Source organism: Klebsiella sp. 141162, assembly GCF_050600755.1.
Classification (GTDB): Bacteria; Pseudomonadota; Gammaproteobacteria; order Enterobacterales; family Enterobacteriaceae; genus Klebsiella; species Klebsiella aerogenes.
Window position 1 is genome coordinate 351,235 of sequence record NZ_JAQIRI010000001.1, and the last position, 16,560, is coordinate 367,794.

Genomic DNA, 16,560 nt, shown 5'->3' on the forward strand with positions numbered 1-16,560 from the left:
GGGCTTTCCATGAGTGCGTTAAATAAAAAGAGTTTCCTCACTTACCTGAAAGAGGGTGGGATTTACGTTGTACTTTTGGTCTTGCTGGCCATTATTATTTTCCAGGACCCGACCTTCTTAAGTCTGCTGAACTTAAGTAACATCCTGACGCAATCCTCGGTACGTATTATCATCGCGCTCGGCGTCGCCGGGCTGATTGTTACTCAAGGGACCGACCTTTCCGCTGGACGTCAGGTGGGTCTGGCGGCGGTGGTGGCGGCTACCATGCTGCAGGCGGTGGATAACGCCAACAAGGTGTTCCCGGAGATGGCGACCATGCCGATCCCGTTGGTTATTCTGCTGGTTTGCGCAATTGGCGCGGTGATTGGCTTGATTAACGGTATCGTCATTGCCTATCTCAACGTGACGCCGTTTATCACTACCCTGGGGACGATGATTATCGTTTACGGTATCAACTCCCTGTACTACGACTTCGTCGGCGCGTCGCCGATTTCCGGTTTCGACAGCCACTTCTCGCAGTTTGCCCAGGGCTTTGTCGCTTTAGGTTCATTCCGCCTGTCGTACATAACTTTCTACGCGCTGATCGCTATCTTCTTCGTGTGGATCCTGTGGAATAAAACCCGTTTCGGTAAAAACATCTTCGCTATCGGCGGTAACCCGGAAGCCGCGCGTGTCTCCGGCGTTAACGTGGCGCTGAACCTGCTGATGATTTATGCCCTATCCGGGGTGTTTTACGCCTTCGGCGGGCTGCTGGAAGCCGGACGTATCGGTTCGGCGACCAACAACCTCGGCTTTATGTACGAACTGGATGCGATTGCCGCCTGCGTGGTGGGGGGCGTTTCCTTCAGCGGCGGCGTGGGTACGGTTTTCGGCGTGGTGACCGGGGTTATTATCTTTACCGTCATCAACTACGGTCTGACCTACATCGGCGTCAATCCATACTGGCAGTATATTATTAAAGGGGCGATTATCATCTTCGCCGTGGCGCTGGATTCACTGAAATACGCGCGTAAGAAATAAGATTGAACGCATACAAAACCCGCGCCTGGCGCGGGTTTTTTTATATCTCAAATCGACGAAACGACGGCGGCTATTTTTCTTTCTGTAGCTCCAGCAACTGCTCAGGCGTGACCGCCGGGTAGGATTGCGCATCCTCCGGAACTTCATGCTGCTGCGCCGGGATGGGGATCAGCGGCCCGAGGAAACGCGGTTCGCGTTTGAAGATATAGAGATCCGCCAGCGCGCCAAACCGGGCGCCAAACTCGCGAAGACGCACGGTCCACATATCCTTCGGCGAAGGCACCGCATAGCACTGCGCCTGAATCCCCATATGCAGGGCGATAAACAGCGCGCGCTCGCAGTGGAAGCGCTGGGTGATAATAATAAAATCGTTGGTATCGAACACTTTGCGGGTGCGCACGATCGAATCGAGGGTGCGGAAACCGGCGTAGTCCAGCACGATATCCGCCGGATCGACGCCGGCTTTGATCAGATCCCGGCGCATGGTCATCGGTTCGTTATAGCTTTGCAGGGCGTTGTCACCGCTTAACAGCAGATAATTGACCTTACCGCTATTGTAAGCGTTGAGCGCGCCCTGGATTCGGTAACGATAATACTGATTGATCACGCCGGTGCGATAATATTTGGCAGTACCCAACACCACGCCAACCTGGCGGTAGGGGAGATCCTGCAGCTCATCGTAAATATAGGGCGCGGTTTTCCAGCTCATCCAGCGGTCAAGACCCAGCACGGTCAACAGCAGCAGGCCGAGCAGGACTAACAGGCTGTATAACACACGCTTTAACATGAACTTGACTCAATGGTGGACGAGGGAAGCTTCAGGCTACTTTACCCGCCGGGTAAGCGCAAGAAACCATCGTTTAATTGCGGGGATTTTCAGCAATATGGCAGATTACCGAATCCAGGCCGGATAAGCCAAAGGCGCATCCGGCAATCTGCTCAGGCTATCTGGCTAGTTAACCTAACAGCACGCGGTCGATATTCTGACAGCCCAACGCTTTCAGGGTTGCAACGGTCGCATCCCACTGGATAAGCGCGGCGTCGGCTTTCTCGGCTAACAGCGCGCGCTGGATATCCGGATAGTCGTAACCGTTAAGGCTCAGCAGGTTCAGCGCGCCCTGCAGCGGCGGTAGCGTCGGATTGAACGCCGCGTTTTCCGCGTAGCTGCCGCAGAAAATGGTGCCGTCTTTCAGCTCCAGCGCCACGCCGGAAGGGGAGTTGCTGTACGGCGCATGGCAGCGGTTCGCCGCCTGAATAGCCGCCTGCGTGAGGGCATCGCCGCTGAGGGCGAAGCCGTGATCCTGCTCATCCATCAGCAGAGTTTTGATTTCCAGATCTTTCGGGCCAAAGGCGTCCGGCAGATAGTGCTGCAGGGAATGCGCTTCGCGACCCGGCAGATGAATGCGCAGCGCCAGGCCGCTGTTCAGTTCGTTCATAAACTGGCGACAGTGGCCGCAAGGCGTGTAGTTGACGGTAATGGCGCGCAGGGATTTTTCGCCGCGCAGCCAGGCGTGGCTGATGGCGCTCTGTTCCGCGTGGACGGTCTGCTGCATGGTGGCGCCGAGGAATTCCATGTTGCCGCCGAAATACCAGCGACCGCTCACGCCGCGGGCGATAGCGCCAACGTTAAAGTGAGAAAGATCGGCACGGGCGCAGGCGGCGGCAAGCGGCAGTAGCGCAAAGGCCAGCGCGTCTTCATCCAAACCTGTTGCTTGTTGTAGCGTCGCCACCTGATCGGCTTCGAGCAGCGCCGGGAAGTGCGGGTCTGCGAGCATCGGGGCGATGGCCGCCTGCAGGTCTGCCGCCAGATTAGTCAAAGCAGCTTGAAAACGAGAGTGCATAGCGTTGCCTCATAACAATGTAATGGGAAGCTAGTGTACGGGCCCGTACGGGCCCTATATGTGACATAAGTCTCATTGTTTGTGCAACGCTAATTTGTTGCATTTATAGGTGTGATGCATATCACGTTTATCCAACAACAGCGACGATCACCGGGAACAGAAAAGGCGCGACCAGCGAGGTAATAATTCCGCACAGTACCAGCGCCAGCGAGCTAAATGCCCCTTCCTGGTAGTCCAGTTCGGCGCAACGGGCGGTGCCGAGGGCGTGCGAGGCGGTACCCATCGATAGGCCGCGGGATGCTTTAGTATGAATACGCATGGCGTTAAGCAGCGTATGGCCGAACACCGCGCCGAGGATGCCAACGAAAATGACGCATACGGCGCTAATCGCTGGAATACCGCCAATACTGCCGCTGACCGCCATGGCAATCGGCGTAGTGACGGATTTTGGCATGATGGAAGCGGCGATTTGCGGGGTGGCGCCCATCAGCAGAGCGACGGTAGTACCGGTGATCATCGCCACGCAGCTACCGATAAAGCAGATGGTGATGATGGATTTCCAACGCGCGCGGATCTGGTGCAGTTGTTCATACAGCGGAAAGGCCAGCGCGACCACCGCCGGCTGCAGTAGATCGTTAAGGATTTTGCTGCCGGCAAAATAGCGTTCATAAGAAATGCCGGTGACCAGCAGGAAAGGAATAATGACCACCATGGCGACCAGCAGCGGGTTGAGCAGCGGAAATTTAAACCGCGCCGCCAGCTTGCGGGCAAGGAAAAAGACAATCAGCGTTAACGGGAGCGACCACCACATTTCATGGATCATTTTTTACTTCCTTTTTGCCCGATGATTTTGCGTTCACCGTGGACCAGATGCGAGCTCCAGCTCACTACCAAAAAGACTAATAAGGTACTGACGGCGCAGGAGACCGCCACCGGCCCCAGCTGCGCGCGCAGCAAATCCCAGTACTGCATTACGCCGACGCCGATAGGCACGAACAGCAGCGCCATGTAGCGAATCAGGATGTTACAGCCGGGGTTGACCCACTGCGGCGGCATAATTTGCAGCGCCAGCAGCACGAACAAAATCAGCATGCCGATAATGCTGCCGGGAATTGTGATGGGCAGTAGCCCGGCGATAAAAATGCCCGCATACAAGCAGGCGTAAATCAGGACGAAAGCTCGCGCGTACTGCCAGATAATATTCAGCGACTTACTCATGGTAATAACCCTTGATGAACTGCCATTCATCATACAATTAAACCCTGAAATGTGCTACCGATCACATCATGAATTCTACGCATCGTCAGCATAGAAAATGGGAACAGCGGCCTTATTCTGCGAGGTAGTGCAGAAAACGAGTGAGCGCCAGCGATGGCACTTCGCTTTTGCGCCAGAACACCCCAACGCTACCTTTTTGTTCAATACGCGGCAAATTCAGAATCGCCAGTTGCCCATGTTCGGCGTAATGCTGCGCCAGCCGCAAAGAAAGAATAGAGATCATATCGCTGCTTTGCAGCAAATTGCTGGTGACATTCATCGAGGCCGACTCGATAGTATTCTCCGGCAGCATGACGCCGTTATCGACCAGCGCGTTATCAATACTCTGACGAATGGGCGTGCCTGTAGGCCAGACGATCCAGCGCCAGGCGGCAAGATCCGCCCAGTTCAGATGGGACCTGCTGGCCAGCGGATGATCGGGACGGGCGACGAAGCATACCGGTTCGGTATAGAGCACACGGTAGTTGAGCGGCAGTTCCAGCGCGCGCCCCCCAACACGTCCGACGACCACATCGACCACGCCGGAGAGCAGGTCGTGCAGCAGTGGCGTCATCACTTTTTCTTCGATATTCAGATGCAGGGTCGGCATCTCTTTAAGCAGGGCGAGGATCGCCTGCGCCACGCAGTCTGTCGCCACCGGCGAGCAGCCGATCATCAGGCTGCCGACCAGCCCGCCTTGTTTAAAGCGCTCGATCTCGTACTGCGAGCGCGACATGTCGTTGATTAGCCGCTGGGCGTGCTGAAGCAGCAGTTTGCCACCTTCCGAAGGGCGCAGGCCCTTACTGTGGCGCTCAAAGAGCGGCATGCCGACTTCTTCTTCAAATTGCGTCAGCCACTTAGAGAGTGCGGGCTGGGTAATATTCATCATTTTCGCGACCTGCGTGAGATTGCCTTGCTCACCCAGCGCCACCAGCATTTTCAAATGCTGCAGCTTCAACTTTTGCGTCCAGTTCGCCATCAGCCGATAACCTCCAGGTTATGTCTATGCCCGAAAAGCCATTGTACATTTCATCGCCATGGTTACAAAATCGCAACATAAAAGAAATAAATACAACATCTACCCTGACCTGCACTGAGGCATCATTATGGCTCAACGACGTGAACTACAGACGTTACTCAACGCAGCGCCGGTTGGCGCCCTGCAGTGGCGTGTGATTATTTGCTGTTTTCTGGTGGTGATGCTTGATGGTTTTGACACCGCCGCCATTGGTTTTATCGCCCCCGATATCCGCGTTCACTGGCAACTGAGCGCCAGCGAACTCGCGCCGCTGTTTGGCGCCGGACTATTGGGATTGACCGCCGGGGCGCTGCTCTGCGGCCCGCTTTCTGACCGCTTTGGCCGAAAACGGGTGATTGAGTTCTGTGTCGCGTTGTTTGGCTTTTTTAGCCTGCTCTCCGCGTTCTCGACGAATCTTGAAATGCTGGTGATCCTGCGTTTTCTCACCGGTCTGGGATTGGGCGGGGCGATGCCCAACACCATTACCATGACTTCGGAATATCTGCCGGCTCGCCGCCGCGGGGCGTTAGTAACCTTGATGTTCTGCGGCTTCACGCTGGGTTCGGCGCTGGGCGGCGTGGTGAGCGCCCAACTGGTGGCGCATATCGGCTGGCACGGCATTCTGGCCTTAGGCGGCATCCTGCCGCTGCTGCTGGCCGTCGCGCTGCTGTGGGCGCTGCCGGAATCGCCGCGCTGGCAGGTTCGCCGCGGACTGCCGCAGGCGACCATCGCCAAAACCGTCAGCGCCATCACCGGCGAGCGCTATTCCGAAACCCATTTCTGGCTGGATGAACCGGCGGCCGGGCCGAAAGGCAGCATTAGCCAGCTGTTTGTCGGCCGCCAGTTGACAATCACCTTGATGCTCTGGGTGGTGTTCTTTATGAGCCTGCTGATTATCTATTTGCTCTCCAGCTGGATGCCGACGCTGCTTAACCATCGTGGTATCGATTTGCAGCACGCTTCGTGGGTGACCGCCGCGTTTCAGGTGGGCGGCACGCTCGGCGCACTGTTGCTCGGTATCCTGATGGACCGTTTCAATCCCTTCCTTGTGCTGGCGCTGAGTTACTGCCTGGGCGCGTTGTGCATCGTGATGATCGGTTTAAGCGAAAACGGTTTGTGGCTGATGGCGCTGGCGATTTTCGGCACCGGAATCGGCGTGAGTGGTTCGCAGGTAGGCCTGAATGCGCTGACTGCCACGCTTTATCCTACTCAGAGCCGCGCGACCGGTGTCAGCTGGTCCAACGCCGTCGGCCGCTGCGGCGCCATCGTTGGTTCGCTCTCCGGCGGCATGATGATGGCGATGAATCTCTCTTTCGACACGCTGTTTTACGTTATAGCGGTACCGGCGGCGATCGGCGCGGTGATGCTCATCCTGCTGATGCTGGCGGTTCGCCGCCCTGGAACTGTACCCGACGCGCTGCCCTCTGCCGGTATCGCGAATAAATGAGGAGAATAATAATGACGCCATCTACTCCGCAATCGAACCGCAATCGTCAGCAATTCTATCAGCATATCGCTGGACAGAATCTGACGCCGCTGTGGGAATCGTTGCACCATCTGGTGCCGCAAACGCCGAATGCCAACTGCGCCCCGGCGTACTGGAACTATCAGGAAATTCGCCCGCTGCTGCTGGAAAGCGGGCAGTTAATCGGCGCTAAAGAGGCGGTACGTCGGGTACTGGTGCTGGAGAACCCGCAGCTGCGCGGCCAGTCGTCCATTACCGCGTCGCTGTATGCCGGCCTGCAGCTCATCATGCCGGGCGAGGTGGCGCCGAGCCACCGTCACAATCAGTCGGCGCTGCGCTTTATCGTGGAAGGCCACGGCGCGTTTACCGCCGTCGACGGCGAGCGCACGCCAATGCGCCCCGGCGATTTTATTCTGACTCCGCAGTGGCGCTGGCACGATCACGGCAATCCTGGCGATGAACCGGTGGTCTGGCTCGATGGTCTCGATTTACCGCTGGTCAACTATCTCGGCTGCGGTTTTGCTGAAGATTATCCGCAGGAGCAGCAGCCGGTGACGCGTAAAGAGGGCGACTACCTGCCGCGCTACGCTGCCAACATGTTGCCGCTGCGCCATCAGGTGGGAAATTCCTCGCCGATCTTTAACTACCGCTACGACCGTAGCCGCGAGGCGCTGCATGACCTGACCCATCTTGGCGAGGCCGACGAATGGGACGGCTACAAGATGCGCTACGTCAACCCGGTCACCGGCGGCTATCCGATGCCCTCGATGGGCGCTTTCCTGCAACTGTTGCCGAAAGGGTTCCGGTCGCGGGTGGCGAAAACCACCGACAGCACCATCTACCACGTAGTGGAAGGTAGCGGCCAGGTGACGATTGGCGAACAAACCTTCGCATTCCAGCCGAAAGACATCTTCGTGGCGCCAACCTGGCACGGCGTATCGTTCAACGCCTGCGAAGAGTGCGTGTTATTTAGCTTCTCGGACCGTCCGGTACAGGAGGCCTTAGGCCTGTTCCGCGAAGCGCGTTATTAATAAGAAGGAAAACCATCATGACTCAATACGTTTTTGCTCCCCAGGCGCCGATTAGTCTCCCCGTTGTTGGCAGCGATGAGCAGTTCCCGGTGCGCCGCGTGTACTGCGTAGGCCGTAACTATGCCGCCCACGCCCGTGAAATGGGCTTCGATCCGGATCGCGAACCGCCGTTCTTCTTTTGCAAACCGGCGGATGCGGTTGTGCCGGTGGCGGCTGGCGAAACGCTGGATCTGCCGTATCCGGCGCAGACCGACAACTATCACTACGAGATTGAGCTGGTGGTCGCTATCGGCAAGGCGGGACGCGACATCCCGCTGGAGCAGGCGCAGGAATATATCTGGGGCTATGCCACCGGACTCGATATGACCCGCCGCGACCGCCAGATGGAGATGCGCCAGATGGGGCGCCCGTGGGAAATAGGTAAAGCATTCGATCTTTCCGCTCCTGTCGCGCCGCTGCATAAAGCCGCTGAGGCGCGCGAGGTGAATCAAGCCGGGATCTGGCTGCAGGTGAATGGTGAAGATCATCAGCGTAGCGATATACGCCACCTCATCTGGTCAGTAAATGAAACCATCAGCTATCTGTCGGGCTTTTTTGAACTGCAGCCCGGCGATCTGATTTTCACCGGCACGCCGGAAGGCGTCGGCGCGGTGGTGAAGGGCGATGTGATTACCGGCAACGTAGACGGACTGACGCCTATCGCCGTTCGCGTGGTGTGAGGTGAACAATGAAGCTGTACAGTTTTTTTAATAGCTCTGCCTCATACCGGGTGCGCATCGCACTGGCCCTCAAGGGCATCGATTATCAGAGCGTGGGGGTGAATATCCGCATCGGGGCGCAGAATGCGCTGGACTACCGGCGGCTCAATCCGGCGGGGCTGGTGCCGACGCTTATCACCGATGACGGTGAATCGCTGAGCCAGTCGCTGGCGATAGTTGACTGGCTTGACCGCCACTACCCACAGATGCCGCTGCTGCCGCAGGAGGATCCGGCGCGGATGCGGGTGCTGGAGATGGTCTACGCCATCGCCTGCGATATTCATCCGATTAATAACATGCGGGTTTTACGCTACCTTAGCGACGAGCTGAAGGTCAGCGAAGCGGACAAAAAACGCTGGTATGCCCACTGGATCCAGCAAGGGCTGAGTGCGCTGGAGCAACTGCTGCGACAATCGAAATCCGGCGCTTTCTGCATCGGCGATAGACCAACGCTCGCCGACTGTTGCCTGGTGCCGCAGTGGGCCAACGCGCAGCGAATGGGGTGCGATCTGAGCCATTATCCGCGCTGCCAGGCGGTTTACGACGCCTGTACCCGGCTACCGGCGTTTATTGCCGCCGCGCCGGAAAATCAACAAGACAAAATTCCGGCCTAGGGAGGAAGGAAAATGGCGAAAGTGACGCGAGCAATTATCGTCGGCGGCGGCATTGGCGGCGCGGCGACGGCGCTCTCTCTGGCGCGCCAGGGAATCAAAGTAATGCTGCTGGAAAAGGCGCATGAAATCGGTGAAATCGGCGCCGGTATTCAACTGGGGCCGAATGCGTTTTCAGCGCTGGATAGCCTCGGCGTCGGCGAAGTGGCGCGCCAGCGCGCGGTGTTTACCGACCATATCACGATGATGGATGCGGTGAATGGGGAAGAGGTGGTGCGTATCGAGACCGGCCAGGCCTTCCGTGACCATTTCGGCGGCCCGTATGCGGTGATCCATCGGGTGGACATTCACGCCACCGTCTGGGAAGCCGCGCTGACCCATCCCGGCGTGGAATACCGGACTTCAACTCAGGTGGTGGATATCCGCCAGACCGCCGATGACGTGACGGTCTTTGATGACAAAGGCAACAGCTGGACCGCCGATATTCTGCTGGGCTGCGACGGCGTGAAGTCAGTGGTGCGCCAGAGTCTGCTCGGCGATGCGCCGCGGGTCACCGGCCACGTGGTGTACCGCGCGGTGATCGAGGCGGCCGACATGCCGGAAGACCTGCGGATTAACGCGCCGGTGCTGTGGGCCGGGCCGCATTGTCATCTGGTGCATTATCCGCTGCGCGGCGGCAAACAGTACAACCTGGTGGTCACCTTCCATAGCCGCGAAAGTGAAGAGTGGGGCGTGCGCGACGGAAACAAAGAAGAGGTGCTTTCTTACTTTAAAGGGATTCATCCCCGCCCGCGGCAAATGCTCGACAAACCAACGTCCTGGCGCCGCTGGTCTACCGCCGACCGCGAGCCGGTTGCAAAGTGGGGCAACGATCGCATTACTCTGGTCGGCGATGCCGCACACCCGGTGGCGCAGTATATGGCGCAAGGCGCCTGCATGGCGCTGGAGGATGCGGTAACGATAGGCAAAGCGCTGCAACAGTGCGACGGCGACGCCGCTCGCGCCTTCGCGCTGTACGAGTCGGTGCGTATTCCGCGTACCGCGCGAATTGTCTGGTCAACTCGTGAAATGGGGCGGATTTATCACGCGGCGGGGGTCGAACGGCAGGTACGTAATCTTCTATGGAAGGGCAAAACGCAGGATGAATTTTACCGCGGTATCGAGTGGCTTTACGGCTGGAAAGAGGATAACTGCCTCGCACCACGCTAAGGTCTGATATTGAGATCTTTAAACCGACGCACAGAGGCGCTACCATAGCGCCTCTTTTTTTTCCGGGTAACGATATGCGTGTATTACTGGCGCCAATGGAAGGCGTGCTCGATTCGCTGGTGCGCGAGCTGCTGACCGAGGTTAATGATTACGATCTGTGCATCACCGAATTTTTGCGCGTGGTGGATCAGCTGCTGCCGGTAAAATCGTTCTACAGACTGTGCCCGGAACTGCACCATCAAAGTCGCACTCCGTCCGGCACCCGCGTGCGCGTGCAATTGTTGGGGCAATACCCGCAATGGCTGGCGGAAAACGCCGCCCGCGCGGTGGAGCTTGGCTCTTGGGGCGTGGATTTAAACTGCGGTTGTCCATCGAAGCTGGTGAACGGCAGCGGCGGCGGCGCGACGTTACTGAAAGATCCCGAGCTTATCTATCGCGGGGCGAAAGCCATGCGCGAAGCGGTTCCCGATCACCTGCCGGTGACGGTGAAAGTTCGCCTCGGCTGGGACAGCGGCGAACGGCGCTTCGAAATCGCCGACGCGGTACAGCAGGCGGGCGCCAGCGAGCTGGTGGTGCATGGCCGCACCAAAGAGGATGGTTACAAAGCTGAACGCATCAACTGGCAGGCCATCGGCGAAATCCGCCAGCGTCTGACTATTCCGGTGGTTGCTAACGGCGAAATCTGGGACTGGCAAAGCGCGCAGGAGTGCATGGCCGCTACCGGCTGTGATTCGGTGATGATTGGCCGCGGCGCGCTCAACGTGCCGAATCTCAGCCGGGTAATCAAATACAATGAACCGCGTATGCCGTGGCCACAGGTGGTTGAGTTACTCAAAAAATATACCCAACTGGAAAAGCAGGGGGATACCGGTTTATATCACGTAGCGCGCATTAAGCAGTGGCTGGGCTATTTACGCAAAGAATACACGGAAGCGCTTGGCCTCTTTAATGAAATTCGCACCTTGCAAACCTCAGCAGAGATAGCGAAAGCGATTGCACGTTATTAGATAAGGCGGTGTTATTCCGTACGCACTTTATTAATTAGCACTTATTCCTGCACGATACGACGCGAGCTGTATCACGTTTTTATTCCCTCGCGCTTGAGTCGTCACAAGAAGTTGATACAGTGCAATAGTTGGATTGCTACTGCTTCGGCAGGCGAAACCTGATTACCTGGCATTTGTCGGGGGTCAGGTTTTTTTGTTTCTGGGGTTCATATGCTAATCGCCAAAGTACTTAATAATAACGTGGTGGTAGTGGTCAACGAGCAGCAGCGCGAACAGGTGGTGATGGGGCGAGGGCTGGCCTTTCAAAAGCGCGTGGGCGACTCGTTGGACGAAAGTAAAATTGAAAAAGTCTTCGCCTTACAAAGCGATGAACTGGTTGGCCGCTTAGGCGAATTACTCAGTCAGATACCGTTAGAAGTAATGACCACCTGCGATCGTATCATCGAGCTGGCCCGCGGGCGGTTGGGAAAGTTACAGGAAAGTTTGTACATCACCTTAACTGACCACTGTCACTTTGCCATTGAGCGGCAGAAAAACGGCGTCGCGATTCGCAACGTGCTGTTGTGGGAGATTAAACGGCTGTATCCGAAGGAGTTCGAACTGGGTCAGGAGGCGAGGGCCATCATCGCCCGCCGGCTGGGCGTCGAGCTTGCCGAGGATGAAGCCGGGTTTATCGCTTTGCATCTGGTGACGGCGCAGCTCAACAGCGAAATGCCGGAAGTGATGCACGTAACGCGGGTGATGCAGGAGATTCTGCAACTGGTGAAGTACCAGCTGCAGCTTAACTACGATGAAGAGTCGCTCAGCTACCAGCGCTTTGTGACCCATCTGAAGTTTTTCGCCCAGCGCATGTTAACGCGAACGGTAGTGCAGGATGACGACGTTACGCTGCACAGTGCGGTGAAAGATAACTACGCCAAAGCGTGGAAGTGTGCGGAAACGGTGGCGAAGCACCTGCAAAAGAATTATCAACGGGCGCTGACCACCGAAGAGATTATGTTTCTTGCCATTCATATCGAGCGGGTAAGAAAAGAGGGGCGTTAATCCCCCCACAAAACTGGATTGTTACTGCATGATGCAGGCAAAACCTGAGCGCGACGCCAACCGGCGTGGTTCTCGGGTTTTTTTATTTTTACTACTCAGTCGCCGGTTGTCTGTGGGCAGCGGCAGTAAGGAAAAGAGCATGGAATATAAAGCACTCGCGCAGGATATTCTTCACCGCGTCGGCGGCAAAGAGAATATTGTGAGTCTGGTTCACTGCGCGACACGTCTGCGTTTCAAATTGAAAGATAACGCGAAGGCCGATGCCGAAGGGCTGAAGGCGAACCCTGGTGTGATCATGGTAGTCGAAAGCGGCGGCCAGTTTCAGGTGGTCATCGGTAACCATGTCCACGATGTCTGGCTGGCAGTGCGCCAGCAGGCGGGTTTAAGTGACGACAGCGAACCGGTGCCGCAGGAGAAAGCGGCGAAAAGCTCGGTATTAAGTCAGCTGATCGACATCATCTCCGGCATCTTTACCCCTTTTATTGGCGTGATGGCGGCGACGGGTCTGCTGAAAGGACTGCTGGCGCTGGCGCTAACCTGCGGATGGCTCACGCCGCAGCAGGGGACCTATAAAATCTGGTTTGCCGCCAGCGACGCGCTGTTCTTTTTCTTCCCGCTGTTTCTTGGCTACACCGCCGGCAAAAAGTTTGGCGGCAACCCGTTTATCTCAATGGTGATCGGCGGCGCGTTAACCCACCCGCTGATGATGCAGGCCTTTGAAGCCAGTCAGACGGGGGCGCCCGTGGAGCATTTTCTCGGTATACCGGTGACCTATATCAATTATAGCTCCTCGGTGATCCCGATTATTCTTGCCTCCTGGGTCTGCTGCTGGCTCGAACGGAAGAGTAACGCGGTGCTGCCGTCGGCGATGAAGAACTTTTTTACCCCGGCAATCTGTCTGGCGGTGGTAGTGCCGCTGACCTTTCTGGTGATAGGCCCGCTGGCGACCTGGCTGAGCCACATGATTGCCAATGGCTATCAGGTTATCTACGTTTTTGCCCCATGGCTGGCAGGCGCAGTGCTGGGCGCGCTATGGCAAGTATGCGTTATCTTCGGCCTGCACTGGGGGCTGATACCGTTGATGATCAATAACATGACCGTGTTGGGGCATGATTCCATGCTGCCGATCATTCTGCCGGCGGTGATAGCCCAGGTGGGCGCCGTGCTGGGGATACTGCTGGCCACGCGCGATTCGCGTCAGCGGATGCTGGCCGGTTCCGCGTTTTCCGCCGGGCTGTTTGGCATCACTGAGCCTGCCATTTATGGCCTGACGCTGCCGTTACGTCGCCCGTTTATCTTCGGATGTATCGCCGGCGCGATTGGCGGCGCGATTACCGCCTTCAGTAATAGCTACGCCTACTCCTTTGGGGTGCCGAACATTTTCTTTCCGGCACAGATGATCCCGCCCGGCGGCATTGATTTTAGCGTGTGGGGCGGTCTCATTGGCACCGGCGTGGCTTTCATTCTCGCCTGCGTATTGACCTTCTTCGCCGGCTTGCCGCGCAGCCAGGCAGAACAGGCGGTCGTCATCGCGCCTGCGGCGGAAAACGATATTCTGGCGCCGATGTCCGGCAGCGTACTGGCCCTCGATCAGGTGCCGGATAGCACCTTCGCCAGCGGCCTGCTGGGCAAAGGCGTAGCCATTATTCCGGCGGTGGGCAAGGTCATTGCCCCGTTTTCTGGCGAGGTCGCCTCACTGTTTCAGACTAAACACGCCATCGGCCTGCTGAGCGACAGCGGCATTGAACTACTGATCCACGTCGGCATTGATACCGTCAAACTCGACGGCGTACCGTTTACCGCCCATGTCAAAGAGGGGGACAAAGTTCAGGCCGGCGATCTGCTGCTGGAGTTCGATCGTCAGGCCATTCTGGACGCCGGTTACGACCTGGCGACCCCGATTATTATCAGCAACAGCGATGATTACCGTAGCGTTGAGATTGTGTCCGCGAGCGTCGTGGATGCCGGCCAGCCGCTGTTGTCCGTTAGCCATTAATCACAGGAGAGAGCGATGAAAACATTCCCGCAGGGCTTTTTATGGGGCGGCGCCACCGCGGCAAATCAGGTCGAAGGCGCATATCTGGAAGATGGCAAAGGTTTATCCACCTCCGACGTGCAGCCGCAGGGGGTATTCGGCGACGTCGTGGAGCGCGTCGCCGGCGACAGCGGTATTAAAGATGTGGCGATCGATTTTTACCATCGTTACCCGCAGGATATCGCGCTGTTTGCTGAGATGGGCTTCAACTGTCTGCGGGTCTCGATCGCCTGGACGCGTATCTTCCCGAACGGCGATGACGCCGAGCCGAACGAAGCCGGGCTGGCCTTCTACGACAAGCTGTTTGCCGAGATGGCCGCGCACAACATCACTCCGCTGGTGACGCTATCGCACTACGAGATGCCGTGGGCGCTGGTGAAAAACTATGGCGGCTGGGGCAGCCGCGAGGTGATTGGCTTTTTCGAGCGCTACGCCCGGACGGTATTCAGCCGCTATAAAAATCAGGTCAAGCTGTGGCTCACTTTTAACGAAATTAATATGTCGCTGCATGCGCCAATGACCGGCGTCGGCCTGCCGGCCGGTAGCAGTAAAGGCGAAGTCTATCAGGCTATCCACCACCAGCTGGTGGCCAGCGCGCTGGCGGTCAAAGCCTGTCATGAACTGGTACCGCAAGGGAAAATTGGCAATATGCTGCTCGGCGGGTTGATGTATCCGCTGAGCTGCAAGCCGGAAGATGTCTTTGAAACGCTGCAGCAAAACCGCAGCTGGCAGTTCTTCGGCGATGTGCAGTGCCGTGGCGCCTATCCGGGCTACATGCAGCGCTATTTCCGCGAAAACGATATTACGCTGACCATCACCGACGACGACCGGGAAGCGCTGAAAGAGACCGTCGATTTTATCTCCTTTAGCTACTATATGACCGGCTGCGTCACCGCCGATGAAGCGCTGAACCAGCAGGCGCGCGGCAACATTCTCAGCATGGTGCCGAACCCGCATCTGGCAAGCTCAGAGTGGGGCTGGCAGATAGACCCGCTGGGGCTGCGTACGCTGTTGAACGTACTGTGGGACCGCTATCAGAAGCCGTTGTTTATCGTTGAAAATGGTCTGGGGGCGAAGGATAAAATCGAAGCCGACGGCAGCATCAACGATGACTATCGCATCAGCTATCTCAACGATCATCTGGTGCAGGCGCGCGAAGCCATTGCTGACGGCGTCGAACTGATGGGCTTTACCAGCTGGGGGCCAATCGATCTGGTTAGCGCGTCGAAGGCCGAGATGTCCAAGCGCTACGGTTTTATCTATGTCGATCGTGACGATCTCGGGCAGGGGACGCTCGAACGGCGTAAGAAGAAAAGCTTCGCCTGGTATCAGGCGGTGATTGCCAGCAACGGCGGTAGTCTGCAGGAATAAGCTGTTCGGCGGCCCGGTTTTTTCCGGGCCGCATGCCGTTTAAGCCGGTTTACCGGCGCGCAGTAAAAAGATCATCGGACGCTCTTTCTCTTCCTCGAGCGCCGGTTGGGCGGCGATTTGCTCGGCGCTCGGGCCCCACTCATCAAGCTGCTCCAGCACAAAACCGGCGGCGATAAGCGCGTTAATCCAGCTTGAGAGTTTGCGATGCTGTTTAATCACCCCCTCGGCAAACCAGTTGCTGATACGTTCGCCTTCCTGCTGATAGTGGCTCACCGGCCAGCGTTTTTGCCCCTGTTCATCTACCTGCCAACCCTGCTGCAGCGGCGCGGTATAGATGGGGTGTTCGGCGGAAAAGACCAGCGTACCGCCGGGAACCAGCGCCTGATAGAGCATGGCGAACAGCGGCGCGACGTCCGGCAGATAATGCAGCGCCAGCGAACTGTAGACCAGATCGCAGCTATTCGCAGGCAGCGTCAGGGTTTGCAGGTCGGCGCAGCGATATTCGATAGTCTCGCCGGCGGTCATCTCCCGCGCCCGCTCCAGCATCCGGCTGGAGAGATCGAAACCGATTATCTGTTTTGCTCCCTGTTGCTGCGCCCAGCGGCAAAACCAGCCGTATCCGCAGCCGAGATCGACCACCCGCAGGCCATCTAACGCTGGCAGCAGGCGCTGAATTGCCGGCCACTCCGGCGCGCCGTCAAGACCCTTCACCGAGCGGTCAAGGGTGGCGTAACCGGCAAAGAAACCGGGATCGTCATAAATGTTCTGACTCATTGCAACTCCAATAATAACTTTGTTTATTTTTAGCTGACTCATTGTCAATGCACACGCTTTACTTAACGACCGTCATTCAATTAATTTATGATGACCAACCTTTATAAGTAACCCGACCC

The 16,560-nt window shown here is 57.2% G+C and carries 16 protein-coding genes; 10 read left to right on the forward strand and 6 right to left on the reverse strand.

Going from position 1 to position 16,560, the window contains the following annotated elements; genetic code table 11:
• The first annotated feature begins 9 nt into the window (after nucleotides 1-9).
• Nucleotides 10-1,020, forward strand: coding sequence for a galactose/methyl galactoside ABC transporter permease MglC (gene mglC, locus PGR23_RS01605; RefSeq protein WP_015365713.1), 1,011 nt, complete (start codon nucleotides 10-12; stop codon nucleotides 1,018-1,020).
• Nucleotides 1,021-1,090: 70 nt separating this feature from the next.
• On the opposite strand, the gene sanA is transcribed toward mglC, so the two are convergent.
• The 5 genes from sanA to PGR23_RS01630 all read right to left on the reverse strand — a co-directional run bounded on the left by sanA (nucleotide 1,091) and on the right by PGR23_RS01630 (nucleotide 5,097).
• Nucleotides 1,091-1,807 (reverse strand): outer membrane permeability protein SanA, encoded by a 717-nt coding sequence (gene sanA / locus PGR23_RS01610; protein WP_015365714.1) that lies wholly within the window; start codon nucleotides 1,805-1,807, stop codon nucleotides 1,091-1,093.
• A gap of 169 nt (nucleotides 1,808-1,976) precedes the next feature.
• Nucleotides 1,977-2,861 carry a cytidine deaminase gene (cdd, locus tag PGR23_RS01615; RefSeq protein ID WP_213797428.1) on the reverse strand — a complete coding sequence of 295 codons (885 nt, stop codon included), beginning with the start codon at nucleotides 2,859-2,861 and terminating at the stop codon, nucleotides 1,977-1,979.
• Nucleotides 2,862-2,988: 127 nt separating this feature from the next.
• Nucleotides 2,989-3,684: a CidB/LrgB family autolysis modulator gene (locus PGR23_RS01620; protein ID WP_015365717.1), complete on the reverse strand. Its 696-nt coding sequence runs from the start codon at nucleotides 3,682-3,684 to the stop codon at nucleotides 2,989-2,991.
• Nucleotides 3,681-4,079 carry a CidA/LrgA family protein gene (locus tag PGR23_RS01625; protein ID WP_045376759.1) on the reverse strand — a complete coding sequence of 133 codons (399 nt, stop codon included), beginning with the start codon at nucleotides 4,077-4,079 and terminating at the stop codon, nucleotides 3,681-3,683. Before PGR23_RS01625 ends, PGR23_RS01620 begins: the two co-directional genes overlap by 4 nt.
• A 112-nt stretch (nucleotides 4,080-4,191) precedes the next feature.
• Nucleotides 4,192-5,097: a LysR substrate-binding domain-containing protein gene (locus PGR23_RS01630; RefSeq protein WP_063415378.1), complete on the reverse strand. Its 906-nt coding sequence runs from the start codon at nucleotides 5,095-5,097 to the stop codon at nucleotides 4,192-4,194.
• A 127-nt stretch (nucleotides 5,098-5,224) separates the two neighbouring features.
• Here PGR23_RS01630 and mhbT point away from each other — a divergent pair, with 127 nt between their 5' ends.
• The 9 genes from mhbT to PGR23_RS01675 all read left to right on the forward strand — a co-directional run bounded on the left by mhbT (nucleotide 5,225) and on the right by PGR23_RS01675 (nucleotide 15,667).
• A complete protein-coding gene (mhbT, locus tag PGR23_RS01635) occupies nucleotides 5,225-6,583 on the forward strand; it encodes a 3-hydroxybenzoate transporter MhbT (RefSeq protein ID WP_396279526.1) in 1,359 nt (452 codons plus the stop codon).
• Nucleotides 6,584-6,594: 11 nt separating this feature from the next.
• Nucleotides 6,595-7,632, forward strand: coding sequence for a gentisate 1,2-dioxygenase (gene gtdA / locus PGR23_RS01640; protein WP_045391279.1), 1,038 nt, complete (start codon nucleotides 6,595-6,597; stop codon nucleotides 7,630-7,632).
• Nucleotides 7,633-7,649: 17 nt separating this feature from the next.
• Nucleotides 7,650-8,351, forward strand: coding sequence for a fumarylacetoacetate hydrolase family protein (locus PGR23_RS01645; protein WP_047044903.1), 702 nt, complete (start codon nucleotides 7,650-7,652; stop codon nucleotides 8,349-8,351).
• A gap of 8 nt (nucleotides 8,352-8,359) precedes the next feature.
• Nucleotides 8,360-9,004, forward strand: a complete 645-nt coding sequence (gene maiA, locus PGR23_RS01650; protein ID WP_047077005.1) for a maleylacetoacetate isomerase — start codon at nucleotides 8,360-8,362, stop codon at nucleotides 9,002-9,004.
• A 12-nt stretch (nucleotides 9,005-9,016) separates the two neighbouring features.
• Nucleotides 9,017-10,210 (forward strand): 3-hydroxybenzoate 6-monooxygenase, encoded by a 1,194-nt coding sequence (locus PGR23_RS01655; protein ID WP_396279527.1) that lies wholly within the window; start codon nucleotides 9,017-9,019, stop codon nucleotides 10,208-10,210.
• 74 nt (nucleotides 10,211-10,284) lie between these two features.
• Complete coding sequence (gene dusC, locus PGR23_RS01660) at nucleotides 10,285-11,217, forward strand: tRNA dihydrouridine(16) synthase DusC (RefSeq protein WP_045391272.1); 933 nt, start codon at nucleotides 10,285-10,287, stop codon at nucleotides 11,215-11,217.
• Nucleotides 11,218-11,427: 210 nt separating this feature from the next.
• Nucleotides 11,428-12,261, forward strand: coding sequence for a transcriptional antiterminator BglG (gene bglG / locus PGR23_RS01665; protein WP_032712035.1), 834 nt, complete (start codon nucleotides 11,428-11,430; stop codon nucleotides 12,259-12,261).
• Nucleotides 12,262-12,289: 28 nt separating this feature from the next.
• On the forward strand, nucleotides 12,290-14,257 hold the full coding sequence (gene bglF, locus PGR23_RS01670) for a PTS beta-glucoside transporter subunit IIABC (protein ID WP_380377571.1): 1,968 nt from the start codon (nucleotides 12,290-12,292) through the stop codon (nucleotides 14,255-14,257).
• A gap of 15 nt (nucleotides 14,258-14,272) precedes the next feature.
• A complete protein-coding gene (locus PGR23_RS01675) occupies nucleotides 14,273-15,667 on the forward strand; it encodes a glycoside hydrolase family 1 protein (protein ID WP_315711223.1) in 1,395 nt (464 codons plus the stop codon).
• Between the two features lie 39 nt (nucleotides 15,668-15,706).
• Here the strand turns inward: PGR23_RS01675 and PGR23_RS01680 are convergent, their stop codons facing one another.
• Nucleotides 15,707-16,441 carry a class I SAM-dependent methyltransferase gene (locus tag PGR23_RS01680; RefSeq protein ID WP_315711222.1) on the reverse strand — a complete coding sequence of 245 codons (735 nt, stop codon included), beginning with the start codon at nucleotides 16,439-16,441 and terminating at the stop codon, nucleotides 15,707-15,709.
• Nucleotides 16,442-16,560 lie beyond the last annotated feature (119 nt).

Excerpts from the sequence above, each read along its gene's own strand:
- mglC (WP_015365713.1), top strand. The coding sequence starts at position 10 with ATGAGTGCGTTAAATAAAAAGAGTTTCCTCACTTACCTGAAAGAGGGT.
- sanA (WP_015365714.1), bottom strand. The coding sequence starts at position 1,807 with ATGTTAAAGCGTGTGTTATACAGCCTGTTAGTCCTGCTCGGCCTGCTG.
- cdd (WP_213797428.1), bottom strand. The coding sequence starts at position 2,861 with ATGCACTCTCGTTTTCAAGCTGCTTTGACTAATCTGGCGGCAGACCTG.
- PGR23_RS01620 (WP_015365717.1), bottom strand. The coding sequence starts at position 3,684 with ATGATCCATGAAATGTGGTGGTCGCTCCCGTTAACGCTGATTGTCTTT.
- PGR23_RS01625 (WP_045376759.1), bottom strand. The coding sequence starts at position 4,079 with ATGAGTAAGTCGCTGAATATTATCTGGCAGTACGCGCGAGCTTTCGTC.
- PGR23_RS01630 (WP_063415378.1), bottom strand. The coding sequence starts at position 5,097 with ATGGCGAACTGGACGCAAAAGTTGAAGCTGCAGCATTTGAAAATGCTG.
- mhbT (WP_396279526.1), top strand. The coding sequence starts at position 5,225 with ATGGCTCAACGACGTGAACTACAGACGTTACTCAACGCAGCGCCGGTT.
- gtdA (WP_045391279.1), top strand. The coding sequence starts at position 6,595 with ATGACGCCATCTACTCCGCAATCGAACCGCAATCGTCAGCAATTCTAT.
- PGR23_RS01645 (WP_047044903.1), top strand. The coding sequence starts at position 7,650 with ATGACTCAATACGTTTTTGCTCCCCAGGCGCCGATTAGTCTCCCCGTT.
- maiA (WP_047077005.1), top strand. The coding sequence starts at position 8,360 with ATGAAGCTGTACAGTTTTTTTAATAGCTCTGCCTCATACCGGGTGCGC.
- PGR23_RS01655 (WP_396279527.1), top strand. The coding sequence starts at position 9,017 with ATGGCGAAAGTGACGCGAGCAATTATCGTCGGCGGCGGCATTGGCGGC.
- dusC (WP_045391272.1), top strand. The coding sequence starts at position 10,285 with ATGCGTGTATTACTGGCGCCAATGGAAGGCGTGCTCGATTCGCTGGTG.
- bglG (WP_032712035.1), top strand. The coding sequence starts at position 11,428 with ATGCTAATCGCCAAAGTACTTAATAATAACGTGGTGGTAGTGGTCAAC.
- bglF (WP_380377571.1), top strand. The coding sequence starts at position 12,290 with ATGATGCAGGCAAAACCTGAGCGCGACGCCAACCGGCGTGGTTCTCGG.
- PGR23_RS01675 (WP_315711223.1), top strand. The coding sequence starts at position 14,273 with ATGAAAACATTCCCGCAGGGCTTTTTATGGGGCGGCGCCACCGCGGCA.
- PGR23_RS01680 (WP_315711222.1), bottom strand. The coding sequence starts at position 16,441 with ATGAGTCAGAACATTTATGACGATCCCGGTTTCTTTGCCGGTTACGCC.